General features: G+C 67.4%; 19 protein-coding genes. 8 read left to right on the top strand and 11 right to left on the bottom strand.

Features of this window, described 5'->3' with window-relative positions:
• Window positions 1–90: 90 nt before the first annotated feature.
• Window positions 91–2,931 carry a bifunctional [glutamate--ammonia ligase]-adenylyl-L-tyrosine phosphorylase/[glutamate--ammonia-ligase] adenylyltransferase gene (gene glnE / locus ABE422_RS18420; RefSeq protein WP_346483474.1) on the bottom strand — a complete coding sequence of 947 codons (2,841 nt, stop codon included), beginning with the start codon at window positions 2,929–2,931 and terminating at the stop codon, window positions 91–93.
• A gap of 375 nt (window positions 2,932–3,306) precedes the next feature.
• Here glnE and ABE422_RS18415 point away from each other — a divergent pair, with 375 nt between their 5' ends.
• Window positions 3,307–4,821 carry an acetyl-CoA hydrolase/transferase family protein gene (locus ABE422_RS18415; RefSeq protein WP_346483473.1) on the top strand — a complete coding sequence of 505 codons (1,515 nt, stop codon included), beginning with the start codon at window positions 3,307–3,309 and terminating at the stop codon, window positions 4,819–4,821.
• 360 nt (window positions 4,822–5,181) lie between these two features.
• On the opposite strand, the gene ABE422_RS18410 is transcribed toward ABE422_RS18415, so the two are convergent.
• From ABE422_RS18410 to ABE422_RS18370, 9 genes are all read right to left on the bottom strand, one after another.
• The gene (locus tag ABE422_RS18410) at window positions 5,182–6,549 is read right to left on the bottom strand and encodes a VOC family protein (protein WP_346483472.1); all 1,368 of its coding nucleotides are present in this window, start codon (window positions 6,547–6,549) and stop codon (window positions 5,182–5,184) included.
• Between the two features lie 208 nt (window positions 6,550–6,757).
• Complete coding sequence (locus tag ABE422_RS18405) at window positions 6,758–7,303, bottom strand: hypothetical protein (protein WP_313211657.1); 546 nt, start codon at window positions 7,301–7,303, stop codon at window positions 6,758–6,760.
• A complete protein-coding gene (locus ABE422_RS18400) occupies window positions 7,300–8,052 on the bottom strand; it encodes an HAD family hydrolase (RefSeq protein WP_313211658.1) in 753 nt (250 codons plus the stop codon). The genes ABE422_RS18405 and ABE422_RS18400 overlap by 4 nt, the downstream gene beginning before the upstream one ends.
• 109 nt (window positions 8,053–8,161) lie before the next feature.
• A complete protein-coding gene (locus tag ABE422_RS18395; RefSeq protein WP_259262113.1) occupies window positions 8,162–8,578 on the bottom strand; it encodes an EF-hand domain-containing protein in 417 nt (138 codons plus the stop codon).
• A gap of 219 nt (window positions 8,579–8,797) precedes the next feature.
• On the bottom strand, window positions 8,798–9,175 hold the full coding sequence (locus tag ABE422_RS18390) for a hypothetical protein (protein WP_121042305.1): 378 nt from the start codon (window positions 9,173–9,175) through the stop codon (window positions 8,798–8,800).
• A gap of 43 nt (window positions 9,176–9,218) precedes the next feature.
• Complete coding sequence (locus tag ABE422_RS18385) at window positions 9,219–9,956, bottom strand: M15 family metallopeptidase (protein WP_346483471.1); 738 nt, start codon at window positions 9,954–9,956, stop codon at window positions 9,219–9,221.
• Window positions 9,910–11,487, bottom strand: coding sequence for a serine hydrolase domain-containing protein (locus ABE422_RS18380; RefSeq protein WP_346483470.1), 1,578 nt, complete (start codon window positions 11,485–11,487; stop codon window positions 9,910–9,912). Before ABE422_RS18380 ends, ABE422_RS18385 begins: the two co-directional genes overlap by 47 nt.
• A 272-nt stretch (window positions 11,488–11,759) precedes the next feature.
• A complete protein-coding gene (locus ABE422_RS18375; protein WP_346483469.1) occupies window positions 11,760–14,786 on the bottom strand; it encodes a TonB-dependent receptor in 3,027 nt (1,008 codons plus the stop codon).
• 43 nt (window positions 14,787–14,829) lie between these two features.
• Entirely contained in the window at window positions 14,830–16,314 is a 1,485-nt protein-coding gene (locus ABE422_RS18370) for a transglutaminase domain-containing protein (protein WP_346483468.1), read from the bottom strand.
• A 224-nt stretch (window positions 16,315–16,538) separates the two neighbouring features.
• Here ABE422_RS18370 and ABE422_RS18365 point away from each other — a divergent pair, with 224 nt between their 5' ends.
• From ABE422_RS18365 to ABE422_RS18335, 7 genes are all read left to right on the top strand, one after another.
• Complete coding sequence (locus tag ABE422_RS18365) at window positions 16,539–17,894, top strand: SH3 domain-containing protein (protein ID WP_346483476.1); 1,356 nt, start codon at window positions 16,539–16,541, stop codon at window positions 17,892–17,894.
• The gene (locus ABE422_RS18360; RefSeq protein ID WP_313211663.1) at window positions 17,895–19,001 is read left to right on the top strand and encodes a dipeptide epimerase; all 1,107 of its coding nucleotides are present in this window, start codon (window positions 17,895–17,897) and stop codon (window positions 18,999–19,001) included. It begins immediately after the preceding gene.
• Window positions 19,002–19,185: 184 nt separating this feature from the next.
• On the top strand, window positions 19,186–20,034 hold the full coding sequence (locus tag ABE422_RS18355) for a MurR/RpiR family transcriptional regulator (protein ID WP_121042293.1): 849 nt from the start codon (window positions 19,186–19,188) through the stop codon (window positions 20,032–20,034).
• Between the two features lie 18 nt (window positions 20,035–20,052).
• Window positions 20,053–20,811 (top strand): hypothetical protein, encoded by a 759-nt coding sequence (locus ABE422_RS18350; RefSeq protein WP_346483467.1) that lies wholly within the window; start codon window positions 20,053–20,055, stop codon window positions 20,809–20,811.
• Window positions 20,808–22,109, top strand: coding sequence for an amino acid permease (locus tag ABE422_RS18345; protein ID WP_346466606.1), 1,302 nt, complete (start codon window positions 20,808–20,810; stop codon window positions 22,107–22,109). Before ABE422_RS18350 ends, ABE422_RS18345 begins: the two co-directional genes overlap by 4 nt.
• A 105-nt stretch (window positions 22,110–22,214) precedes the next feature.
• Window positions 22,215–22,562: a hypothetical protein gene (locus ABE422_RS18340; RefSeq protein ID WP_070471533.1), complete on the top strand. Its 348-nt coding sequence runs from the start codon at window positions 22,215–22,217 to the stop codon at window positions 22,560–22,562.
• Window positions 22,563–22,709: 147 nt separating this feature from the next.
• Window positions 22,710–23,864 (top strand): PQQ-dependent sugar dehydrogenase, encoded by a 1,155-nt coding sequence (locus tag ABE422_RS18335; protein ID WP_313220116.1) that lies wholly within the window; start codon window positions 22,710–22,712, stop codon window positions 23,862–23,864.
• A gap of 69 nt (window positions 23,865–23,933) precedes the next feature.
• Here ABE422_RS18335 and ABE422_RS18330 read toward each other — a convergent pair whose 3' ends face one another.
• Window positions 23,934–24,569: a hypothetical protein gene (locus tag ABE422_RS18330; RefSeq protein WP_346483475.1), complete on the bottom strand. Its 636-nt coding sequence runs from the start codon at window positions 24,567–24,569 to the stop codon at window positions 23,934–23,936.
• Window positions 24,570–24,749 lie beyond the last annotated feature (180 nt).

Genomic DNA, 24,749 nt, shown 5'->3' with positions numbered 1-24,749 from the left:
GGCCGGCTCTGCAGAGTTCATGGGAGCCGGCCAGCGGCCGGCACTACCGGTGCCAGAGCACTGCGAAGTCGGTGACGGTGCAAACCGCCGTCAGCTGACGACATCGATCTGTTGCTGGAACGGCAACCCTGCCGCATCGCTTGCCGCGGTGATCATCGCGCGTGCTGCTTCCAATGCAGGTGTCGGTGGCGCCAGGCGTGGGCGGCGGTCCAGCGTGCAGGCCAGGCCCACATCCAGCAGCGCCGCATGCGCCTCATGCAGGCCAGCGCGGGTGCCGCCGGGCAGCCAGGCGATGTCGGCCAGCGCGTCGATCAGGCTGGGGGTATCGCGCGGTTGCACCACCTGCGGGTGCGTACCGGCGCTGTCGAGCACGCCGGTCTGCAGCAGGAATTCGAGATCGACGATGCCGCCCGCGCCCTGCTTGAGGTCGAGCCGCGCGGCGTCGCTGCGGTCCAGCTCGGCACGCATGCGGGCCCGCATCTTCAGCACATCGGTGTAGAGCACGGCGTTGTCGCGCGGGCGCGCCAGCGTCTGCGCGCGCACCCGTTCGAAGTCGGCCAACAGCGAGTCATCACCGGCGATGGCGCGGGCACGCACCAGCGCCTGGTGCTCCCAGGTCCAGGCGCGTTCGCGCTGGTATTCGGTGTAGCTGGCCAGTGAGGACACCAGCGCGCCTTTGCCGCCATCCGGGCGCAGACGCACGTCGATGTCGTACAGGCGGCCGGCGGCGGTGACCGCGCCAAGCATCGCCATCACCTTCTGCGCCAAGCGCGCGTACCAGCGGCCGGGATCCAGTGGACGCGGGCCGTCGCTGCTGTCCTGATCGGCCGGGTGATCGTGCAGGAAGACCAGATCCAGGTCCGAGCCGAAGCCCAGCTCCAGTCCGCCCAGGCTGCCGTAGCCGATAATCGCGAAACGCCCGCCGGGAATGCCGCCGTGCTGGCGCTGCATGTCGGCCTGCACCAGCGCGAGCACCGTGACGACCACCGCCTGCGCGAGTTCGGCCAGTTGCCGGGTGGTGTCGACGGCACGCTGGCGACCATCCAGCGTGGCCATCGCCATGCGGAAGCTCAGCGCCAGCCGGGTCTCGTTGAGCAGGCGCAGCGCGGCTTCGGGATCCTCGATGGTCAGCGCGACAGCGCACTCGGCCTGCATGCCCGCGGCGTCCGGCATCGGCCCGGAGACGCGCACGTCGAGCAGTTCATCGAGCAGCAGCGGATACGCCGCCAGACGCTCGGCCAGCAGTGCGCTGCGTGCAAGCACGTCGACCAGGCGTGCCAATGCGCTGGGCTGTTCGTCGAGCAGGGCGAGATAACTGGTCCGGCGCAGGATCGCCTGCAGCAGGCCGAGCACGCGCTTGAGCGCGGCATCCGGCTGCGGTGAGCGCGTGGCGGCGTGCAGCAGCGCCGGCAGCACGCGGTCCAGGCGCGCACGCGCGGCATCGGACAAGGACTTCACCCCGGAGCTCTGCGCGAAGTCGCGCAGGGATTGATCGGCGCTGCCGGCATCGAAGAAGCCGGCTTCGGCCAGCACCTCGGCGCTGCCGTTGTCGGGCAGGCCCCGCCAGTAGCTGGCCAGTGCATCCGGCGCGGCGTGGCCACGGCGCGGTGCGAGCAGTGCGGCGAACTCGGTGCTGACGCGCTCGCGCTGCACATCCAGCGCGGCAACCAGCGCGTCCCAGTCTTCGTAACCGAGTCCGCTGGCGATACGCAGGCGGTCGGTGGTGTCGGTGGGCAACGCATGCGTCTGTGCATCGCGCAGCATCTGCAGGCGGTTTTCCAGGCGCCGCAGGAAACCGTAGGCATGCAGCAGGTCGGCGCCATCCTGCTCGGCCATCTGGCCGGAGGCGACCAGCGCCGGCAGCGCGTGCAGCAGACGACGCTCGCGCAGTGGGGCTTCGCGGCCGCCGCGGATCAGCTGCAGGGCCTGCGCGAGGAATTCGATTTCGCGGATGCCGCCGGGGCCACGCTTGATGTCGTCGTGCATCTCGCGGCGCGAGACCTCGGCGGTGATCGCGGCCTTCATCTCGCGCAGGCCATCGAGCGCGGTGAAATCCAGATAGCGGCGGTAGACGAACGGGCGCAGGGTCTGCAGCCACGCTTCGCCGGCGGCGATATCACCGGCGACGGCACGCGCCTTCAGCCAGGCATAGCGCTCCCAGTCACGGCCTTCGCGCTGGAAATACTGGTCCATGCCGGCGAACGACAGCGCCACGCGCCCGGCATTGCCGAAGGGACGCAGGCGCAGATCGACGCGGTGGCTGAAGCCATCCACGGTGGTGTCGTCAAGCAACCGCGCGAGGCGCTGGCCAAGGCGTGCGAAGTATTCCTCGGCGGCGAGCGGGCGCGCGCCATCGGATTCGCCGCCCTGCGGGTAGGCGTAGACCAGGTCCACGTCCGAACTGAAATTGAGTTCACCACCGCCCAACTTGCCCAGCCCGAACACGACCAGCTGCTGCGCGCTGCCGTCCGCCGCACGGACCACGCCATGGCGGCCGGTGAATTCCTGCTCCAGCGCGGAGAGCGCCAGTTGCAGGCACGCCTCCGCCAGGCGCGTGGCACCGGCAAGCGTGGCAGGCACGTCATCCTGCCCGGTCAGGTCGCGCCAGATCAGGCGGGTGGAGGCGGCGGTGCGGTAGCGGCGCAGGCGCTGCTGCCATTCACTGGGCTGCAGGGGATCCAGTGCCGGCAGGGGCAGCGGTGGGCAGCCTTCCTGGGTGAGATGCGACAACAGCGCCGGCTGGCGGCACAGGGTGTCGATGGCGAAGTCGCTGGTGACGGCCAGCGCGCGCAGGGTCTCCAGCACGGGCGCCGGGGGCGGCCAGTGGCCGGCGTCGGTCAGCGACAGGGCCAGGCGCGCCAGGGCGCGATCCACCAGGGGAACAAGGGCGTCGGGGACGCGCGCGGGCGCTGCGAGGTCGGAGATCGGCATGAGGGGATTATGCCCGGCGCGGGTCGCCCTGCAGGGCAGGAAGCGTGTTCACCGGTTGCGCGGTCATGACCGGGCGCGTGTCGACGCGCGAGACCCATCGGCGCCCCGGTGTTCCGGAGGCGAGACATAAAAAAGCCCGCTTGCAGCGAACTGCCAGCGGGCTCTGCTCCCTCCCCCACGTCGGGATGCAGGTCGATCTTCTAGGGTCGGCGACGAACTTGCACGCTGCACTGCAAAACAATACTTGCGGGTACAGAAGTAGGCCGGAAACCTGAACAGGGGAGCGACGAAGTGAAAACGCCATCCCACCAAGGTAGAACCCCTGCCCCTGCGTGGATCACCGATAATGGAGATCCCCCCAAAAACGTTGTCGTCATGTCTGTCGATCGCATTGCAAACGCGCGTCTGCGTGACCGCGTTGTCTCCGCCGAGGCCGCCTCCGCCCTGATCCAGCCGGGTGAAACCGTCGCCATGAGCGGCTTTACCGGTTCAGGTTATCCCAAGGCGGTGCCGGTCGCGCTGGCGCAGCGCATCGAGGCGGTGCACGCCCAGGGCCTGCCCTTCCAGATCAGCCTGATGACCGGCGCCTCGACCGCACCGGAGCTGGATGGCGCGCTGGCCAAGGCCGATGGCATCGCGATGCGGATGCCCTTCCAGAGCGACCCGGATGCGCGCAACCGCATCAACGAGGGCAAGCTGGATTACATCGACATCCACCTCAGCCATGTCGCCCAGCACGTCTGGTTCGGTTTCTATGGCGATATCGATACCGCGGTGATCGAGGTCTCGGCGATCCGCGAGGATGGCTCGCTGGTGCCCTCCACCTCGGTCGGCAACAACAAGACCTGGCTGGACCTGGCCAAGAAGGTGATCGTCGAGGTCAACGAATGGCAGCCGGCCGGCGTGGACGGCATGCACGACATCTACTACGGCACCGCGCTGCCGCCGCACCGCAAGCCGATTCCGCTGGTGCACGCCAACGACCGCATCGGCGAGACCGCGCTGCGCTGCGACCCGGACAAGATCGTCGCCGTCGTGCGCACCAACGGCCCGGACCGCAACAGCCCGTTCAGCCCGATCGACACCACCAGCGAGCAGATCGCGCAGTACCTGATCGAGTTCCTCAAGCACGAGGTGGCCAAGGGCCGCCTGCCGGCCAACCTGCTGCCGCTGCAGAGCGGCGTCGGCAACATTCCCAACGCGGTGCTGGCCGGGCTGGCCAAGAGCGGCTTCCGCGATCTGAGTGCGTTCACCGAAGTAATCCAGGACGGCATGCTCGATCTGCTGCGCGATGGCGTGCTGAGCTACGCCTCCTGCACCGGCTTCGCGCTGAGCCCGCAGGCGAACGAGACCTTCAAGGAACACATCGATTTCTACCGCGAGCGCATCATCATGCGCACGCAGGAAATCTCGAACCATCCGGAACTGGTGCGCCGCCTGGGCTGCATCGGCATGAACGGCATGATCGAGGCCGACCTGTACGGCAACGTCAATTCGACGCACGTGATGGGCAGCCGGATCATGAACGGCATCGGCGGCTCGGGCGATTTCGCGCGCAACGGTTTCCTGTCCGCGTTCCTGAGTCCTTCGACGGCGAAGAACGGCAGCATCTCGGCGATCGTGCCGATGGTCAGCCACGTGGATCACACCGAGCACGATGTGTCGGTCATCGTCACCGAACAGGGCCTGGCCGATCTGCGCGGCCTGACCCCGCGCAAGCGTGCGCGGGTGGTGATCGACAACTGCGCGCATCCGGATTTCCGCGATCAGTTGAATGACTACTTCGACCGTGCGAGCCGTGAGAGTTACGGCAAGCACACTCCGCACCTGCTGCCGGAAGCGCTGTCGTGGCACCAGCGGTGGCTGGATACCGGGACGATGAAGGCATGATGCTGCACGGTACCGACCAACGGTCGGTACCTACCGGGGCGTTCTGTTTCCGTGTTGCAATGCACGGACCGGGGCGTTCTGTTTCCGTGTCGCGATGCACGGGCCGGAGCGTTCTGTTTCCGTGTTGCAATGCACGGACCGGGGCGTTCTGTTTCCGTGTTGCGATGCACGGACCGGGGCGTTCTGTTTCGTGGTAGTGCCGGCCGCTGGCCGGCTCCACGCATTACCGTCCGTAAGCCCGGATGCGCGTTTGGTACATGAAGAGCCGGCCAGCGGCCGGCACTACCCGGGGAGCGGCCCCCGCGTGGTTCAGGATCCCGTCTGCAGGGCGGTCACCACGCGGTCAGCGATCGCTCGCCGTCAGCGGTTCCGCAGGCTCGCCAGCGATTCGGCCTGCAGCCGCTCGTAGATCGCGAACTCGTCCTCCACCTTGATGCCCAGCGCCTGCTCGAAGGCATCGCGGTTGGCGTGCGCGGCGTAGGCGCGTTGTTCGTCGCCGCCGAGATTGGACTGGAAAATGCCCGCGGCGCTGACCGGCAGGAAATCCTCGTAGACGATCGGGTCGGCGCTGGCCAGACCGGCGGCAATCAGCGCTTCGGCCGGGAGATCCGCAACGGCCGCCGGGTTGGCGCGACCGGCGTCGGTCAGGGCGTAGCGGTAGTACCCCAGACCCTCGCGGCGCAGGGTGTCGTGGTCGTCCGGGAAGGCGGTGAATGCCGCGGCCAGACGCGTCGGGTAATCCTGACCGGTACTCCCGGCGCCACCGCTGTCGCGCGCCTGCGCAAGCAGCTGGTCATACAGCGCACGGCCCTTGGGCGTCAGGGCGAGGCCCCGCTGTTCGATCTCGCCGAAACGCGCGGTATGCGTGCCAGCATCCCCAGCCTCCCCCGAGGGGAAGTGCACGGTTTCTTCCAGCGCCTTGAAGCTGGTCTGGCGCAGCAGGATCGGGCACCGCCGCGGTGGCGGACCTTCGATCACCGCCTTGGCGTCGATGCCACGGGCGAGCATGCCGGCCTGCGCGGCGTCGATATCCAGCGTGCGCGGGGTCAGGTGATTGATGTGCGGACCACGGAAGCTGACCACGTCGGCGATCAGCCGGTGCGCGTCGTGCAGCGCGTGATAGGTATCCAGCGATACCGTGGCATCGCCGTGCCAGCGGAAGGTCTCCAGCGCCTCGATGACGAAGCGGCGCGCATCGGCCTCGTCGAGGCCACCGTCGCGTTCGGCCTGCGCGATCAGGGCCAGCGCGGTGTCGGTGAAGATCCGGCGCTGGGCAAGAATGGCAGCGGACTGCTCGCGCAGCGCGGCGTTCTCGATCAGCTCCAGCCGCAGCAGCGAAGTGAACACGCGGAATGGATTGCGCGCCAGCGCCTGCGCGGTGCGCGGGCGAAAGGCGGTGGAATGCACCGGCACGCCGGCCACCGAGAGGTCGTAGTAACCCACCGGGTACATGCCCATCAGCGCGAACAGGCGGCCCAGCGTGGCCAGCTCTTCGGCGGTGCCGACCCGGATCGCGCCGTGGCGTTCCTGGTCGAGGCGGGCACGTTCGTCAGTGCGGTCCAGCTGCTCGGCCAGCGCCGGGTTGGCGGTCAGCACGGCGTCGTTGATCTCAGCCACCAGGTCGACCAGCGTGCCGTAGAGCGGCACCTCGGTGCGGTACATCGTGGACATCGCCTGCGCGAACAGGCTGCGGATATCGTCGGGTGAAACGAAACGGTCGGTGCTCATGACGTACTCGGCAACGGATCACGGGGGAAGGTGCAGCAAGCGCTGCATTGTCGCCGAGGGCGTGGGTTACCGCGATCTGCACAGCAACAAAGAGACAACCGGGTAGGGCCACCCCATGGGTGGCTGCACGGAATGCAATGGTCGCAAAGGGCAGCCACCCATGGGGTGGCTCTACCCGATGGCACCCGGTGGGTGCGTGCGCGGCAACTCAGCGCGCGGGTGGCGTGGGACTGCTCGCCGCACGCTGGCGCTGCTCGCGGTTGCCGAGCTGGCGCTGCAGCGTGGCGTCGAGCTTCACCGGGCGGTCCCAGTGGTCATGGCTGGCGACGATGGCGTGGCGCAAGGCGCGCCAGTGCAGGTTGGTCGGCGTGACCGGCAGCTCGGTCACCACCGCTTCCCAGCGTTTGGCCTCGCCCTCCTGCGGCACTGCGCGCGACCACGCCTGCACGCTCTCGCGGCAGGAACGTTCGATCACATGCGCCCAGAAACAGGCGAAGTAGATGTCGCCCGCCTGCCAACCGTGAGTGTGCATCAGCGCGGCGATGTAGCCGCGCGAGACGCCGGCATAGCGCGAGACTTCATCCAGAAAGCTGTCCGGGTAGCGCTCGGCGTAGTGGTTGATGTCCTGCAGCTGGGTGTCCACCCAGGCATCGCCGGTGTCCACCACGTAGGCGGCGGACTGCTCCGGGGTCTGCTCGGCCGCGGCTGCCCAGGGCAGCATCAGCAGCAGCGCGAGCAGGCCGGCGCGCATCATCCGGCCTGTACGGCCTTGGCTTCGATCGTCCGCAGGGCCTGCGGCCAGTCGAAGGCGGTCGGCGCGTCGACCATGCGCGGTTCGTCATCGGCCACGCCGTGCTGGGTCTCGTGCGCCCAGGTCACCGCGTAGGGAGTGTGGATGCCCCAGCCACCGAGGGTGATCACCGGTTCGATGTCCGAGCGCAGCGAATTGCCGACCATCACGAAGCGCTTGATCGGCAGATCGAACTCCTCCAGCACGCGGGCATAGGTTTCCGGGTCCTTCTCGGAGACGATCTCGATACGCGGGAAGAGGTCGCGCAGGTTGGCCACCTTGATCTTGGCCTCCTGATGGAACAGGTCGCCCTTGGTGATCAGCACGACCGGGTAATCGCGGGCGATCTCGGTGACCGACTCACGCACGCCGTCGATCAGCTCGACCGGGTGGCGCAGGGTGTCGTGGCCGATGTCCAGCATCTGCTGCAGGTCGCGGGCACTGATGGTCTGGTTGGTGATCTCGATGGCGGCTTCCACCATCGACAGGGTCATGCCCTTCACGCCATAGCCGAACACACCGAGATTGCGCTGCTGCACTTCCAGCAGGTGGCGCGCGGTCTGCGTGTCGTGCACGTCGATGTAGCGCGACAGGATATCCAGATAGTCCTGCTCGGCCTTGCGGTAGAAATCCTCGCTCTTCCACAGCGTGTCATCACCGTCAAAACCAACCAGGCCGATAGCGCCTTGCGGCGTGGGCAGGGAAGTCATCATCGGCCAAGGATACCAACAGCGGCCCAGCGACCCCACCCCGGCGGCGCATAAAGAAAGGGCGGCCGAAGCCGCCCTTTCCCCCTCACTGCGCTACCGGTGTCCCCGGTCCTTACTTGCTCTGCTGGGCGCCGTTGCCGGCGGCCTTGCCCTGCTGGGCGGCCACGTACGCCTTGTATTCATCCGGCGAGAGCTCGCCGTCCTTGTTGGTGTCGGCCTGGTCGAACACCTGGGCAAGGCCCGCGTTCACCTGTGCCTCGGCCTTGCTGATGGTGCCGTTGCCGTCGGTATCGACGCTTGCCCACGTCTGGCCACCGCCACCACCGGCCTGCGCGGAGGCCTGTGCGGCGGCGTTGGCAGCGGTATCTGCTGCGTCGCCCGCCTGCGCTGCCGCCTGCTGTGCCTGGGCGGCCTGATTCTGCGCCTGCGCGGCACTCTGCTGTGCCGACTGGGCCATCGCCGGAATGGCCAGCACACTGCCTGCGGCGACGATCAGGGCGATCAGGGGCTTGCGGTTGCGAATAGTCATTGGGGTGGTCTCCTTGGTAGGTATTGCGCGGCCTGTTGTTTCCGCACGGCCCCACACTGCCACCCCGTTTGTGAATCGATATTGCGCCTCGACCGCGCTGCGCACGCAGCCTTAACCACCTGCGCGAACGCGTGCATTACCGCAGTGGTTAGCCGCAGGTGAGCAGTTGGTAACACGCCCATTCATTGGCCGCGAATTTAACCGGATGCGAACGCAATCTCACGCGGTGTTGCTGTTTTTTTCGCCTGAGCGGGAACTGAACAGAAGCCACCCCAGTGCAACACCGCCGATCGCGCCGGCCACTTCGAGCACCACGCGCGAGCCCAGCTCGTTCGGATCATGGATACCGGCGAGGAACAACCGCGCATACAGCGGCGACTCCAGCCGCATCATGCCCATATAGAAGAGATTCCACGCATCGATGCCGGCCGAGGCCACCACCGCGATCACGCAGGCCCAGCCGATCGCATGCCCGTCGGTCCAGCCTGCCCAGCGGCACAGGCGATGCCACAGCGCATACACCAGCAGCCCGACCAACAGCGCGATCAGCCCTGCCTCCAGCGTTCCCAGCAATCCAACGTGCAGCGGCAGGTTCATCGTGGTCCGATCCGGCGGTCAGCGCACAGTGTAGCGGTGCGCCTCAGCGGACCGGCACATCGTAGGCCGTGGTCGGCGCCGGCTCGGGCTGCAGGGTGAAATGCCACCACTCCATCGGGTAGTTGGCAAAGCCATGCCGGGCCATCGCCTGGCGCAGGTGCTGGCGGCGGCTGCGCTGGGCCGCGCTGATCTCCGGCGCATCGGTATGCGCGCGCGGGCCGAAGAAATCGAAGTCGGTGCCCATGTCCACCGGCGCGCAGGGGCCGGTGCGGCAATCGAGCAGGGTCAGGTCGACCGTCGCGGCCCGGCTGTGGCCGGAGGTCTCGGCGATGTAGCCACCGAGCAGGGCCGGCTTGTCGAGGTCCGGGTACTGCAGGGCCTTGCGCGACTGCTCCTTGGGATCCTGTGCCCAGGCGACGAAGGCCGTCACCGCGTGAGCCGGGCGGTAGCAATCGTAGAGACGCAGCGCGTAGCCTTCTGCGCGCAGGTCGGCCTCCACCTGTGCGAGCGCGGCGGCCGCCGGGGCAAGCAGATAGCACTTGGGCGCGTCATAGCCGGGCACACGCTGGCCGGTGAAGTTGTCGGGGCCGGCGTAGCGGATGTCCTGTTCGATCGCCGGGGCCAGCGTGCGGATGTCGACCAGTCCGGCCTCGGCCACATCGCGCGCGGACGAGATCGTGACCGCTGGCGCTGCCGCGTGGGCACTGCCGGCCAGCAACGCCAGCAGCAGCGCGCTACGGGCAATCGCCGGTGCGGGTGAAGTGCAGGTCCTGGTAGTCATAACTGAAGTCGATCTCCGGATCGATCGCGGACAAGGTCAGGGCGGGCGTCGCGCCGGGCTGCAACTGCAACCACGGCTCGGCATCGGCCCCGAGCGTATCCCACTGCACCAGCCAGCGCTCACCGAGCTGCATGACCTGGCCGCGCAGCATCGGCGACTTGGCGACGCTGAAACGCAGCGCGCCCTGCTCCGGGCAGAGCAGCGCCTCGCCCAGCCACGGATCGCGATATCGGCCGTGCGCGGCAGCGGTGGTGCGAAGCGAGGCGGCCCGGCGCGCGCCGGTATCCGGGCGCACCTGCCCGGCATCGCGGCGGCCGGTGCGCTCCTGGTCCAGCAGGGCCAGATAATGGCTCGCGTCGGCGGTGTCGTCCGGTGCGGTGTAGGTCTTCAATGCGGCCTGCATCAGCGCGGTGCGTGCATCCTCGGCGTCGCTGTTGATCAGGATCACCACGCCGACCTTGCGGTCCGGCAGCAGCGCCAGCGAGGAATACATGCCCGACAGCGTGCCGGTGTGGGCCACCTTCCACTGGCCGTCCATGTCCGACACGCGCCAGCCGTAGCCATAGGCGGACACATGTGCATTGTCCCAGCGACGTTGGCGCTCGCCCAGCGGCATCGGCATGTGCGCGGTCCAGAGCGCGCGGCGCTGCGCCGTGCTCAGCCAACCGGGCACGAGCGCCGGATCGAGCAGCACCTGCATCCAGCGGGTCATGTCGCGCAGGCTGCAGCGGATGCCGCCGGCAGCCATCGAGGTGAGATCGGCGCTGGTCTCACCATCGGCACCGCGCACCACGTTGCGGCCGTCTTTCCGCGTGTGTGGCTGGGCGACGTTGCCAACCGCCGCGACCGACCACGCGCCGACCTGGCAGCGATCCATGCCCAGCGGCGAGAAGACTTCCTCGCGCAGCAGTTGATCGTAAGGTTTGCCACCGGCGGCGGCGGCCACTTCACCGGCGACCACATACATCAGGTTGTCGTAGGCATAGCCGCTACGGAAGCTGGTGACCGGCTTGAGGTGGGCGAGCCCGGCGATGATGTCCTGGCGGGTGAAGCTGTTGGGCTCGGGCCACAGCATCAGATCGCCCGCGCCCAGGCCCAGGCCGCTGTTGTGGATCAGCAGATCGCGGACCTGCATCTGCTGCGTCACCCACGGGTCATGCATGCGGAACTGCGGCAGGTACGTGATGACCGGATCGTCCCAGCGCAGGAGACCGCGGTCGACCAGCCGGGCGAGCAGTGCGGCGGTCATCGCCTTGCTGTTCGAGGCGATCTTGAACAGGGTATCCGGATCGATGGCCTCGCCCTGCCCGGCGCGGCGCTCGCCACGGGTGCCGATGAAGATGGGGTTGCCATCGTCGACGACGGCCATGGCGATGCCCGGCAGGTGTTCGTGGGCGACGGTCTGATCGAGCAGGCGATTGAAGGTATCGGCCGGGTCGGCTGCCCGTGCGCTGGGCGCGAGGGCCAGGGTGCAGGACAGGCCAAGCGTGAGAAGGCGCGATGGGATGCGCGGTGAGGTGCGTGACGGCATGGATTCCCTCGTCATGGCCGGAGGGCGTGCTTTTCTGGCCGCCGGTTGAAAGCTGTACCGACCAACGGTCGGTACCTACCGGTGGGTGTCTGAGGCACGTACCGACCAACGGTCGGTACCTACCGGTGGGTGTTTGAGGCACGTACCGACCAACGGTCGGTACCTACCGGATGGCGGTGGAGCCGTTCCGCGGTCGGTTGCGCGCGTGCACGCGACACGGTGGTGAAGGCAGGTGCCGACCCACTGTCGGCACCTGCCACGCACGGAACGGATCAGAAGTTCCAGGTCACCATCAGCTGCGTGTAGCGCGGTGCCTGCCAGCGGGTGCCGGTGTTGAAGGTGTTCTCACGCACCTGGCCCGGCTGGGCTTCATAACGCTGGTGCACGTTGATGACGGTCTGGTTGTTGAACAGGTTGTAGACCGACAGGCGCGCGCTCAGGTCGATGCCCTCCACCGGCAGCCGCCAGGTGACGTTGGCGCCCATGGTCCAGGTCCACGGCAGGCGACCGAAGGCGCCGCGCGGGCTGTACTCGAACTGGCGCTGGTTGTATGGACCCGAGCAGTTGGCCACGCACAGCCAGCCGGTACCGCCGCCGCTGCCTTCACTGGAGGTGCTGCCGCCGGCCACGGTGTCGTTGGGCCACATCACGCCGAAGGCGGTGATCGGGCCACCGGACAACACCTGCAGCGTGGTGCCGAACGACCACTGCTCGTTCAGCGCGTAGGCGGCGCGGAACTTGAACTGATGGCGGAAGTCGTTGAACAGCGGGCCATAGCGCTGGTTGTTGGACGGATGATCCCAGTGCTGGACCATGCCGGTGTCGCCGTAGTTGGTATCCGAATTGACCGGACCTTCGAAGTTGCCATCGCTGCGCGACCACAGGTAGGACGCGTTGAACAGCCACTTCTCATCCCACGCGCGGTCGATCTGGAATTCCAGCGCCTTGTAGGTGCGCTTGGGCTTGGAATAGCCAACCACCTCCAGGCTGCCGCCCTTGCGGTAGCCATCCTTGGAGGTGTCGATGGTGATCCAGCCCTCGGTGGCGCAGCCGATGCTGGAGTCGCCCCAGATCGTCAGGCTCTCGCCCGGGTTGGCGATCGGCCACAGCGTGGTGCCCGTCGGGCCGCACGGGGTGTGGTTGATGCGCATGTCATCCAGCGCGCGGTCCATCTTGCGGTAGGTCGCGTTGACGCCCCACGACCAGGCCTGGTTGATCATGGTCTGGAAGCCGAGGATGTACTCGTCCTGGTAGACCGCCTTCAGGTCCTTGTCCACGCTCTGGCGCAGGTCGGCCGCGCCGGTGTTCATGCGGGTATCGACCGGGCCGATCTGCTGGCCGATGACCGGGGCCATGTACGGCGCGCCGGTGACCGGGTTGGATTGCTGCTGCCAGCCGTTGAGCACGTAGTAGGAGTACTCGTCGGTGAGGCCGCCGGCGAAGTTGACGTTGATGTTGTTGGTCACCGGCAGGTAATAGCGGCCGGCGTTGCCGAACAGCTTGGTGCTGCCGTCGCCCTTCATGTCCCACGAGAAGCCGAAGCGCGGCGCGATCAGGTCGTCCATCTTGATGAAGGCGTCACCATCGGCGGTACGGTTCTCGAAGCGGTCCCAGCGCACGCCGAGGTTCAACATCAGGTTCGGGGTGATGTTCCAGATGTCTTCCAGGTAGAACGCGTTGGCCTCCGTCTCGAAGGTGCCGCCGGACACGCGGTTGCGTGCGCGCAGCATCTCGGTCACACCGGCCGGCACATAGGCGTTGGCGCCGTCCCACACTTCATCGCCGGGCCGGGCGACGTAGGCGGTGTAGCTGAGCTGGGTCGGCCCCGGGTAACGCGTGGACTGTTTGGTGGTCATCAGCTCGCGGTCGACACCGAAGCGCAGCAGGTGCGTGCCCAGCTGCCATTCGAAGTCCAACCGCGCGACTTCACGCGTGTCGTCGCGTTCGGCAATGGCGGCGCCGGTGGGATGGCAGCCCGGGCGCAGGCCGTTGAGCTTGCCCAGACGTGATGCATAGCTGGCGTCGGTGAACACCGGGCTGCACGCTTCATCCAGCGAGGAGTTGGTGAAGGCGCGCTGGTTGTTCTCGCCCACCATGGCACGTGCGGTGAAGGTCTCGCCGAAGTGGCCGGTATAGGTCGCCGACCAGTTCTTGCCACCGGTCTCGGTGACCGAATCGCCGCCCCACGCACCGATCTGATCGTCATCCCAATCGTAGTTGTACGCGCCGTTGGTGATTTCGCCCTCATCGGAGAACGCCAGCAGCGCCAGGCTGTGGTTGTCGTTGATGTTCCAATCCAGCTTGGCGCCCCAGAAGCCGTTGTCGCTCTTGTTCTTGAACCAGCTCAGCGCATCGGAGGAGGTGTTGTGGCCGGTGTCGTCGCGATCTTCATACATCGCAAACAGGAACAGCTTGTCCTTGATGATCGGGCCGGAGCCCCAGACGTTGGTCTTCAGGAACGAGCTGTTGTCGCGGCTGGCATAGGAATGCGGCGTGCCGTCGCGGTGGAAGTGGTCACGCGGGCTGGAGCGCAGCGCGCTCGGTTCGGCAGTGACTTCCACGCCGCCCTGGAACTCATTGGTGCCCGAGCGTGTCACCGCATTGATCACGCCGCCGGTGGAACGCCCGAACTCCACCGAGTAGCCGCCGGTCTTGACCTGGAATTCGTTGAAGAAGCCGAACGGCGCGCTGGAGAAGCCACGACGGGTGTACATGTCGGTGACGTTCAGGCCGTTGATGAAGACCGCGTTCTCAGCCACCGAGGAACCGGCGAAGGACAGCCCCCCGAACGAGGAATTGCCACCGACCACACCGGGTGCCAGCAATGCCACCGCCGATAGATCCTGCGCCACCGGCAGGCGCGACAGCTCCTGGCGGTTGACGTTGAACGAGGTCTCGGTGGAGTACACATCCACGCGGTTGACCACGCGGGCACCGATCACCTGCAGCGCATCGAGGTTGACCACATCGCCGCTGCTGGCCAGGTTGACCGTGGTGGTGCCGCCGACGGCCACGCTCACCGCGAACGGCTCGCCCAGCTTCTGGCCATCACGGCTGAGCTGCAGCTGGTAATCGCCGACCGGCAACTGACCCAGGCGGTAGCTGCCATCGGCACTGGCGGTGACCGTACGGGTCAGGCCGGTGCCGTTGCTGACGACCGTCACCTGGTCACCGGCAGTCGCACGGCCGGCCACGGCACCACTGACGTTCTGTGCCGAAGCGCCCATCGGCACCAGGCCGCCCAGACACACGCCGAGTGCGGCGTACAACGCCGCACGCTTCAATCGCTTTGCATTCATTCCCTGCTCTCTCCTGCAGATGTGGAATCGTGGATACCGCCGTTTACCGCTTTGCCTCCAGTGGCACCACGTGCGACTGGACGTCGTAATTCCATTGATCGAAGTACAGGTTGCCGCCGGACCACTCGACCTCACCGCGCTGGGAATCCACCGTGTCCGAGCGGACGTGCTGCTTGGCTGGCACCAGCCGCTGGCCGTAGTCGTCGTTGAAGGCGATGCGATAGGCATCCAGCCCGCCCAGATAGAAATCGCGCAGCGCCGGCTGCGGGCTCTCCAGCCGCCCGGTGGTGACATCCATCGGTACCCAGCCATAGGGCGCCAGATACACCGCGCCCCAGTCATGCAGGTTGTTGTAGCCGACCGCATCATCCGAATAGACCATGCCGGACTGCCAGCGCGCGGGAATACCGTTCAAGCGCAACAGGGCGATCAGCAGCAGCGTCTGCTGCCCGCAATCGGCATGACCGGCGTGCAGGGCGTAATCGCTGATGTTGGAGATCGTCGCGTACTCGCGCGCACCGGCCCACGGAATGGCGTCCACCGCGTCGAACAGCTTCTGCACGATCCGGTATGGATCGGTCTCCGTCCCGACGACCTTCGTCGAGAACGCGCGCAGCGCCGGGGTAAACACGATGTGCGGCGCCTGCTCGGCGAGGTACGGCGTCAGCGCAGGATCTTCCGGCGTGGGTTGAACCCTGGCTGGATCGATCGCGATATGCCGGGCGTACACAGTCACTGCATAGCGGATCTGGAACTCCGTGGGCGTGCCGGCCACCGCCTTGCGCTCCAGGTAGGCGGTCCGCTGCAGGGTGGCTTCAGGCGCCACCTGCGCGCTGGCCGGTGTACTGGCGATCCAGGTGATGTCTTCCTGCTGGCCGGGGATGGCGCGCGGGTACGGAATCCACGCGCGGAGGGTTTGCCCGGCAGGCACGGCGTCGGGCTGGACCACCAGCGACTGGGTCACCTCGATGCGACGCGGCACCAGGCTGGTCGCGCCCGTCGCGCGGGCGGCGGCGACGATCTCCTCGTGATGCGGGTGCAGATGCTCGTAAGGGCCCTCCTTCGGCGCCGGGGCATCGGGTGCCCGCCGCGCGCGTGCCTCCACGCTGAGCCGGAACAGATTGGACGGCGCGCGTTTGAAGTAGCGGCGCTGGCCATCGATATCCAGATGTTCGATCAGGCCGGCCGCGTCCCAGCGCGCGAAGTCGTCCTCGCGAAGGTCGGGGATCTGCTTGCGCAGCTGCGCCTTGGCAGCCGCCGCATCCAGGGTGAAGTCCAGTCGCATGCGACGCATGCGTTCGCGCTCGAAGGCATAGGCCTGACGATCGGCTGCCGACAGGCTCGGATCCTCCAATGCCATCGCGATGTCCGCCTCGGCCTGCGCAAACGCACCGCGGTCGATCCCGGCGATCACCGTTGGCAGTGCGGCCGGCGCAGCGGCCAGCCCCCACGGCGTTGCCAGCAGACCAGCGCACAGGCACCAGACAGCGGGCAGAGGCAATCGCGGTTTGCGCATCACAGGATCCACGGCGACACTTCCCAAGGTGCGGGTGGGGTAATCGCTGTGTAACACGCGCCTGATAGCCGGTCAATAATTTATTCTTGCTTTCGCCGAAAAAAGGAATAAATATTCCTGATGCTTCCGAGGAGGGTGACCGCGTGATGATCCAGGCTTCCCCCCACCGCCCCGTGCGGTCCCGCTGGCTGTCGCGCGCCGTGGTGGCTGCACTGCTGGCCGCCAGCGTCGCGCCAGTGTGGGCCGAGGCGCCGCGTGCCGCGCCCAGCGCTGATTTCGGCGGGGTCATCGCCCTGCGCGAGGCCTACCTCAGCCCCGGCTTCTGGGCCGATCGCCTGCCCGATCCGGACCGCGTGATCCTCGATCGCGCCGGTATCGCAGCGCAGAACGCCCGGATGCGGGCCGAGGATGCCTCGATCCATGACCTGCGCGCGCTGCCGGCGCAGCTGCCCCGCGCTCACGTGCTGGGCAGCATCCAGTCGCTGTCCAAATGGCCGGAGCGCACGCTGTATGGCCAGGACGGCAAGACCATCAGCGACCGGCAGCGCACTGACACCTTGGCCAATCTCGCGCTGGAGGCGATACCGGCGCAGCGCCCCCTCCAGTACGGCCTGGTCACCCATCGTGCCGCGCTGCGGGCGTTCCCGACCGCGCTGCGGGTGTTCAGCAGCCAAGGCGACACCGACATCGACCGCTTCCAGGAGTCGGCGCTGTTCCCCGGCGACGCCGTGGCGGTGCTGCATGAAAGCGCCGACGGGCGCTGGCTGTTCATTACCAGCGAACGTTATTCGGCGTGGATCGAGAAGCGCTTCGTGGGTATCGGTGACGCGGACACCGTGCTCGGCTACGGTCAGCACGGTCCTTACCGCGTGGTCACCGGCGCCACGGCGTTCACCGCCTACACCCCCGAGGAACCGCGCGTGTCGCGGCTCCAACTGGACATGGGCGTGCGCCTGCCGGTGATTGCCGACTGGCCGCTGGAGAAGACCGTCAATGGCCAACAGGCCCACGCCGCGCATGTGGTGCAGCTGCCGGTGCGCGATGCCGAGGGCCGCCTGGCGCTGATCCCGGCACTGTTGCCGCGTTCGCAGGACACTGCGGACGACTACCTGCCGCTGACCCCGCGAGCGTTGCTGACCCAGGCCTTCAAGTTCCTGGGCGAACGCTACGGCTGGGGCCACGATTACGACACCCGCGACTGCAGCGGCTTCGTCTCGGAAATCTACCGCAGTGTCGGCGTGCTGATGCCACGCAACACCAGCGCGCAGGCGATCAGCCCCGCGTTGGACCGCATCGCCTTTACCGCGAAGGACGGCAGGCCCACGCGCGACGCCGCCGTACAAGCACTGCAGGTCGGCGATCTGGTCTACATCCCCGGCCACGTGATGATGGCGATCGGCCACATCGACGGCCGTACCTGGCTGATCCATGACACCGCCGGCGGCGGCTGGATCGGCGCGGACGGCAAGCGCGTGCAGGCCCATCTCAACGGCGTGTCGGTCACTCCGCTGGAGCCGATGATGGCCAGCGATACCGTGAGCTACATCGACCGCATCACCAACATCCAGCGCCTTCGGCCACAGACCCCCTGAATGAAGATCACCAACATCGAACTCGGCATGCTGCGCGTGCCGCTGAAGACCCCGTTCAAGACCGCGCTGCGCACCGTGGACACCGTCGAAGACGTGGTGGTGCTGGTCCGCACCGACAGCGGCCACACCGGCTACGGTGAAGCGCCGGCCACCGCGGTGATCACCGGCGATACCCACGGCTCGATCATCGAGGCCATCGACAGCTTCATCAAACCACGCCTGATCGGCGAGGACGTGGCCAACCTCAACCGGCTCTGCGGGCTGATCCAGACCTCGATGGAGCGCAACACCAGCGCCAAGGCGGCGGTGGAGATCGCGGTCTACGATCTGTGGGCCCAGCTGCACAACGCACCGCTGTACCGCATGCTCGGCGGTGGCGATCCGGTGATCACCACCGACATCACCATCAGCGTGGACTACATCGACAAGATGGTGGCCGACTCGCTCTCGGCGATCGAACGCGGGTTCGAATCGCTGAAGATCAAGGTCGGCAAGGACATCGGCCTGGACATCGAGCGGGTCAAGGCGATCCACGCCGCGGTGCAGGGCCGCGCCCTGCTGCGCCTGGATGCCAACCAGGGCTGGACCGCCAAGCAGGCCGTGCACGCGATGCGCGCGCTGGAAGAAGCCGGCGTGGTGCTGGAACTGCTCGAGCAGCCGGTCAAGGCCGCCGACATCAGTGGCCTGAAATACGTCACCGACCGCGTCAACACCCCGGTCATGGCCGATGAAAGCGTGTTCAACCCCGGCCAGGTATTCGACCTGATCCAGCAGCGCGCCGCCGACATCATCAACATCAAGCTGATGAAGACCGGCGGGTTGTCCAACGCGATCCGCATCGCCGACATCGCCGCGATCTACGGCGTGCCGTGCATGATCGGCTGCATGATCGAATCGAGCATCTCCGTGGCCGCCGCCGTGCACCTGGCCGTCGCCAAGAGCGACATCATCACCAAGGTGGATCTGGACGGGCCGTCACTGGGCCAGTTCAACCCGGTGACCGGTGGGGTCAACTTCAACGAATCTGAAATCACCATCAGCGATGCGCCCGGGCTGGGCATCACCGAGGTACGTGGGCTGGAGATGATCACGCCGCGGCGGTGGTGACACTGCCTGCACCACCTGCGGGTAGAGCCACCCCATGGGTGGCTGCTGTTCGCGCGATTCCGGCGTGCGTAGCCGACCAACGGTCGGCTCTACTTCGCGCGATTCCGCCTTGCGCAGCCGACCAACGGTCGGCTCTACCCGGTGCTTTGCGTATTCTCTCCTTTCCGGACCTGATGCCCCACCCATGCCCCCTCTGGTGAAAATCCGCTCCGAGCGTGACCACATGTCGGCGATCGAACGTCGCATCGCCGACTTCATCCTCGACAACGCCCATCTCCTGCGCGATTACTCCTCCCAGCAGTTGGCCAGTGCATTGGGGATCAGCCAGTCCAGCGTGGTCAAGTTCAGCCAGAAGCTGGGCTTCAAGGGCTACCCCGATCTCAAGTACTCCATCGGCGAGGCCGTCGCGCGCGCCGGCAACGACCCGCACAGCCGGCCACCGGCGCCCGAGGCGGCCGACGGTTTCACCCAGATCGCCGAGCGCCTGCGCGCAAGCAAAGCCGCGGCCGAAGAAGAGACCTGGCTGGCCAATCCCCAGGCCGACATCGAAGCCATCGTGCAGCTGATCGATGGGGCGCCCAAGGTATTCGTCTACGGGTTGGGCGATGACGGCCTGTACGCGCGCGAGTTCGCCATGCGGCTGTCGCTGCTCGGCATGCTCACCGTGCACCACGCCGACCCGATCCTGATGATGGCCAACCTCTCGGCCGCGCGGCCCGGGGATGCGATGCTGGTGTTCTCCGAATTCGGCAAGCTGCCGCAGTTGTTCCAGCTGTCGCGCCAGTTCCAGGACATGGGCGGCAAGGTGGTCTCGATCACCCGCCACAGCGCCAACCCGCTGCGCGCGCACGCCGATGCCAGCCTGGTGCTGTGCGCCCACGACCCGGCGCCGCACGTGGCACAACTGCTGTACCGTTCCTCATTGCAGTCCCTGCTGGATGTTGTCTTCGTCCTGCTGTGCCACGCCAACCCGGACCGCCACCGCCAGCTCGGGGTGAACCTGGAACGGATCGAACACCTGATCGACAGCTGATCCCTGGAGTCCGCCACGATGATGTCGCTGTTCCGTTCCGTCACCGCCGCGGTGCTGCTGCTCGCCACCGCTCCCGTCTTGGCCACCCCACTGGACGGCAGCACGCAGCTGGTCGTGGTCACCACCGAAGGCTGGGACGCCACCCAGGGCAAGCTCCAGGCCTTTGAGCGCACTGCGCAGGGCTGGCAGCCGCACGGCGCCGCCGTCGATGTCGCCGTGGGCCGCAGCGGCAGCGCCTGGGGTGAAGGACTGCATCCGGCCCAGGCCGGAACGCCGCAGAAGCAGGAAGGCGACGGGCGCAGCCCGGCCGGTATCTTTGCGATCGGGCCGGCCTTCGGCTATGCGCCCGGCGTCACCAGCGGCCTGCCCTACCAGCCGATGCGCGACACCAGCTACTGCATGGATGTGCCGGATTCGCCGTATTACAACCGCATCGTCGATGCCGAGGTGGTCGGGGCGGAGGCAGTGGAAGGCTCGACCGAGCCGATGCGGCTGGACCTGCACAACAAGGGCGACGTGCGCTACCGCGAAGGCTTCGTCATCGAGCACAACCCCAAGGCCACGCCCGGGCGTGGCAGCTGCATCTTCGCCCACCTGTGGCGCGCGCCCGGTGAGGCCACCGCCGGCTGCACCGCGATGGCGCCCGCACCGATGACCATGCTGCTGGCCTGGTTGCAGGCCAGCGCGCGGCCGCGCTTCGTGCTGTTGCCGCGCGCGGAGTACCAGCGCCTGCAGGCCGAGTGGCAGCTGCCCGTGCTGGCGGGGAGCGTACCGTGAGTACCGCACCGCCGGATCCGCAGCTCGAACGCGCGGTCAGCCGCTGGCAGATCGTGGGGCTCTCGATCAACGATGTGATCGGCAGTGGCATCTACCTGCTGCCGGCCGCCACCGTTGCCCTGCTCGGTCCCTTCAGCCTGTGGGGCGTGGTCGCCGCCGGCATCGTGGTCGCGCTGCTGGTGCTCTGCTACGCGCAGGCGGCCAGCTACTTCGACGAGCCCGGCGGCAGCTATCTGTATGCGCGTGAGGCGTTCGGCCGGTTTGCCGGGTTCGAGATCGGCTGGATGATCTGGCTGACCCGGATCAGCTCCGCGGCGGCGCTCAGCAATGCACTGGCCGATGCGGTGGCGCGCTTCTGGCCCTGGGCTGGGCATGACATCGGCCGCGTCGCGATCATCGTGGTCTCGCTCGGTTTCCTCACCGCGGTGAACGTGGCCGGCGTGCGCTCGGCGGCGCGCACCGGGGTGATCCTGGTGATCGGCAAGCTGCTGCCGCTGCTGCTGTTCGTGGCGATCGGCGTGTTCTACGTCGATACCGATCTGGCCTTCTCCGGCGTGCGCCCGGACCCGCACGATCTGCAGCGCATGGGCGAAGCCGCACTCCTGCTGCTGTATGCCTACGCCGGCTTCGAGAACATCCCGGCCGCCGCCGGCGAGTACAAGAACCCGCGCCGCGATATTCCGTTCGCGTTGATCACCATGATCATCACCGTCACCGTGATCTACGGCGCGGTGCAGTTCATCGCGCAGGGCACGCTGGCCGGATTGGCCAGCTCGCCGACGCCGCTGGCCGATGCCGCCGCCAGCTTCGGTGGTCTGACGCTCGCCTTGATCCTGACCGTCGGCGCGACGATCTCCATCCTCGGCACCAACAGCAACACGATGATGATGGGGCCGCGCTTCCTGTTCGCGTTGGCGCGCGATGGCTACGGGCCGAAGATCCTGGCCCAGGTGCACCCGCGCTTCCGCACCCCGGCGGCGGCGATCATCGCGCAGGGCCTGATCGCGCTGGCGCTGGCGTTGTCCGGTTCGTTCGTGCAGCTGGCACTGCTGTCGATGACCACGCGCCTGTTCGCCTACATCGGCACGGCCGCCGCGGTGCTGGTGCTGGCGCGTCGTTTCCGTGATCGCCCGGGTGCGCTGAAACTGCCGGGTGGCCCGCTGATTCCGATCCTCGCGCTGGTGCTGTGCCTGGCCCTGTTCGCCAGTGCGAGCTGGCAGAACATCGCCGCGGCAGGCATCGCGTTTGCCGTGGGTGCGGTGATCTACAAATTCCCGCGCCGCGATCACCCGGGCTGAGCCGATGCGCAGGTGAATGGCGCTTGATGTGTCATTCACCTCGCGGGTCCATGACGTTAACCCGGCTTTGGGTACGGTGAAGCCTCACCCAACCGGAGCCAACACATGAGCACTGACTATCAGATCCCCGGCCGGGTGCCGGAAGACGGTGTCCCGCGCCAGGCCGTATCGGACTATTGGCGTGAGCGCTTCCCGAGCGAACCGTACTACGACAACAACCAGTTCTTCGATGATTACGAGCCCGCGTATCAGCTCGGTCATCGCACCCGTGCCGACGACATGATCCGCGCGTATGAAGAAGTGGAGGCCGAGCTGCAGACCCGCTGGGCGCAGGAACACGGCCAGAGCAAGCTGAGCTGGGAACAGGCCCGCAATGCGGTGCGCCGCGGCTGGGATGAATCCACCGCGCTGCGCCAGGCACACCTGGACAAAGGCGTGCCGCGCGGCACCTGATCGCGCCTGCCCTCACGGCGACAGCGCAAACGACAGCGGCGGCCTTCGGGTCGCCGTTGTCATGTCCGCAGGACCTTTGGTCCACGCGACGTTGATGGCCATGGTGTACAACAGGGGCTGGCCATCGCCTCCCCGACGGAGACTTCCATGACCCGCAAGTTGTTGCTCACCCTCGCTATCAGCCTCACCCCCGCCCTGTTCACCACCGCCTGCGTCGCGGCAGACACGGCCAGCCCCAGCGCGCCCGTGCTCAAGAAGGCCCAGTGGCCGTTCGCGGCCACCGAGTTCGCCCGCTTCGACGAGCCATGGGCGATGAGCTTCCTGCCCGACGGCAGCCTGCTGGTCACCGAGAAGAAAGGCGCGCTGAAGCACTTCAACGTGCAGACCCGCAAGACCGCGACCATCACCGGTGTGCCCGAGGTGGCCTACGGCGGCCAAGGGGGCTTCGGCGACGTGCTGCCGCATCCTGACTTCGCGAAGAACCAGCTGATCTATCTCAGCTACGCCGAGGAAGGCGACGGCGATACCCGCGGTGCTGCGGTGGCGCGCGCGCGCCTGGCACTGGCCGCCGATGGCAGCGGCACGCTGGAAGACCTCAAGGTGATCTGGCGCCAGACCCCGAAAGTCAGCGGCAAGGGGCATTACGGCCACCGTCTCGCCTTTGGTCCGGACGGCAAACTGTGGATCACCTCCAGCGAGCGCCAGAAGTTCGATCCGGCCCAGGAGATGAGCGGCAACCTCGGCAAGCTGATCCGCCTCAACGACGACGGCAGCGTGCCGGCCGACAATCCGTTCGCCTCGCAGGGCGGCGTTGCCGCGCAGGTGTGGTCGCTGGGCCATCGCAATGCACTGGGTATCGCCTTCGATGCGCGCGGCAAGCTGTGGGTGCATGAAATGGGCCCGGCCGGCGGTGACGAGCTGAACCTGATCGAACGCGGTGCCAACTACGGCTACCCGATCGTCTCCAACGGCAGCCACTACGACGGCCGCGACATCCCCGACCATGACACCCGCCCGGAGTTCGCTGCCCCCAAGGTGACCTGGACCCCGGTGATCTCCCCGGCCGGTTTCATCATCTACAACGGGACGCAGTTCCCGGCGTGGAAGGGCAGCGGCTTCATCGGCGGCCTGTCGTCCAAGGCGCTGGTCCGCGTGGCCTTCGACGGCGACACCGCCCGCGAGGCCGAGCGCTTCGACATGGGCGAGCGCATCCGCGAGATCGAACAGGGTCCGGATGGCGCCATCTGGCTGCTGGAAGACGGCAGCAACGGCAAGCTGCTCAAGCTCACGCCGAAGGCCTGAGCCCTGGCAGGCTGCCGGCGCATCGCCGGCAGCCTGCACAACTCACGCGCGCTCTGGCGCTACATCGGCTTACTGGATGGTCACGACCTTGACCTCGGTGCGGCTGCAGGCCGCATCCAGGCACGTGCCGTTGAGCCAGACCTGGCCGTCGCCGATCATCACGCCCTGCTGGTTGACCATGACGTCGGCGAATTTCTGCGCCGCGATCGCCTTGCGCACGGCCGGGGTCAGGATGCGCTCGTAGTTGCGCTGGAACTCGCCGGGGCCGGTGATCTTGGCCCCGTTGGCGATGTTCAACGGGAAGCGGACCTCCTCGACCACGGCCGCGCGATCGCCGCCATTGACGGCTTTCTGGAAGGCATTGAAGACCGCTTCGTACTGGGCAGCGTCGCCGAGGACCTGGTCGATGCGCTGACGGACGTCGCTGGTGCCAGCGCTGGTCGGCGCGGCGGGTTCCGCGGCGGGTTCCGCGGCAGGTGTCGTGGCACCGCCCGCAGCAGGCGCAGCGGCATCTGGCGCGGGGCTGCCGGCAGTGACCGCATCCGGCGACAGGCCGGACGACGGCACCGTGTCACCTGGCGTCGGGCGGCCTTCAGGAATGGCGGTCGCCGGGCCCTGGGCAGGGTCCGCGGCAGCGGTATCGGCCGGCGGCGGCGCCGACGGACTGCAGGCGGCCAACCACAACGGGCTGGCCAGGGCCAACAGCAACGGGGTACGGGACAGGCGCATGGGTGGCTCCATCGGTTTCACGAGAGAGCCAGCGTACCCGCCGAAACGTCAGCCGCCGATGATGGATCCACGGTAGTGGGGGGGGGGCGGCGGGGGGCCCCGCCGCCCGAAAACAGAAGCGCATGCAGGCCGCGCCCCCCCCCAACCCGAAGGCAG

It is taken from the genome of Stenotrophomonas sp. TWI1151 (assembly GCF_039673135.1).
Lineage (GTDB): Bacteria > Pseudomonadota > Gammaproteobacteria > Xanthomonadales > Xanthomonadaceae > Stenotrophomonas.
This window is presented reverse-complemented; position numbering and strand designations above follow the sequence as displayed.